Consider the following 712-nt stretch of genomic DNA (forward strand, 5'->3'; position numbering starts at 1 on the left):
AAAAAACACCGGTCGTAATTAAACCCGCGTTAATATTTATCCTATACAAAGCAACTGCAATGAAGACCATGCCAGCAATGAGTAAGAGATCTTCTACAATTGGTTTTATCATTTCAACTAATTTCATACTGTATTCCCCCCTACAGACTAAAAGCACCAGACTGAATATAAGCGTTTAAGTCAACTGCTCTCTCAACTTGAGAAGCACGTACATACGCATTAATCAATGCTGCTGCCGGGTCAATCCGCTGAGTTGATTTGGATTTATCAAGCATGATATTCTCTTGGGCGTCCATTTTTGTTACCGCATTACCCATCGCCCATGTTAACAAATCATTTTTAGGATGAATGACTTTTTTCGCCTTCACTTTAGCTCTAAAATCTTTTGTTGGTTCTGACAATGTCGCTACGCCCTGCCGTATCTCAACCATTGTGTATCCATCTGCTTCCATCTGTTGGGCAAACTGTGTGGCGTTATATGGGTCATATCCTATTTCCTTGATACGCCAGCCGTTTTCTTTCTCCATCTTCTTAATGTAGGCCCTGATATAGTCGTAATCAACAACGGCACCATCAGTGGTCGTTAACCATCCCTTTTTCTTCCACAAGTCATATGGGACGTTATCTGTCTTCATTCTTTCATGGAATGTATCCTCCGGCATAAATCCATGACTTTCCACAGCGAAACCGCCATTATCTAACGGAAAAATAA

General features: G+C 40.9%; 1 protein-coding gene. It reads right to left on the bottom strand.

Annotated features, from left to right (window positions below):
• Window positions 1-140: 140 nt before the first annotated feature.
• Window positions 141-712: terminase TerL endonuclease subunit (locus tag ACWHAR_RS27075; RefSeq protein WP_452088432.1), on the bottom strand; the 572-nt coding region annotated here is incomplete at its 5' end.

Source organism: Bacillus sp. LR--39 (assembly GCF_053613335.1).